This window comes from Vibrio sp. TMPB1044 (assembly GCF_030442075.1).
Classification (GTDB): domain Bacteria; phylum Pseudomonadota; class Gammaproteobacteria; order Enterobacterales; family Vibrionaceae; genus Vibrio; species Vibrio satsumensis.
Genome location: NZ_JAUJED010000085.1, coordinates 1 through 371, shown reverse-complemented (window position 1 = coordinate 371; position 371 = coordinate 1). Strand labels below are relative to the sequence as shown.

Genomic DNA, 371 nt, shown 5'->3' with positions numbered 1-371 from the left:
ATTTGCTGCGGTCGTGGCGGAATTGGTAGACGCACCAGATTTAGGTTCTGGCGCCGAGAGGTGTGAGAGTTCAAGTCTCTCCGACCGCACCATTATTTAGATATCTTAAGTGATATCATTGTTGGGCTATCGCCAAGCGGTAAGGCACTGGCTTTTGATGCCAGCATTCCCTGGTTCGAATCCAGGTAGCCCAGCCACTATTTAAACTCTTTGTTTGATTACTTCAGTAATTAACTAAGAGCACAACGTTATTTCGAATCACCAATGTCGATTTAACTATAAAGATTTGCTGCGGTCGTGGCGGAATTGGTAGACGCACCAGATTTAGGTTCTGGCGCCGAGAGGTGTGAGAGTTCAAGTCTCTCCGACCG

2 tRNA genes are annotated in these 371 nt (G+C 47.2%); both read left to right on the top strand.

Annotation, left to right across the window (positions count from 1 at the left end):
• Window positions 1–7: 7 nt before the first annotated feature.
• Window positions 8–92 (top strand) — tRNA-Leu (locus QQ041_RS23675).
• Between the two features lie 30 nt (window positions 93–122).
• A tRNA-Gln gene (locus QQ041_RS23670) sits at window positions 123–197 on the top strand.
• The last annotated feature ends 174 nt before the right edge of the window (window positions 198–371 follow it).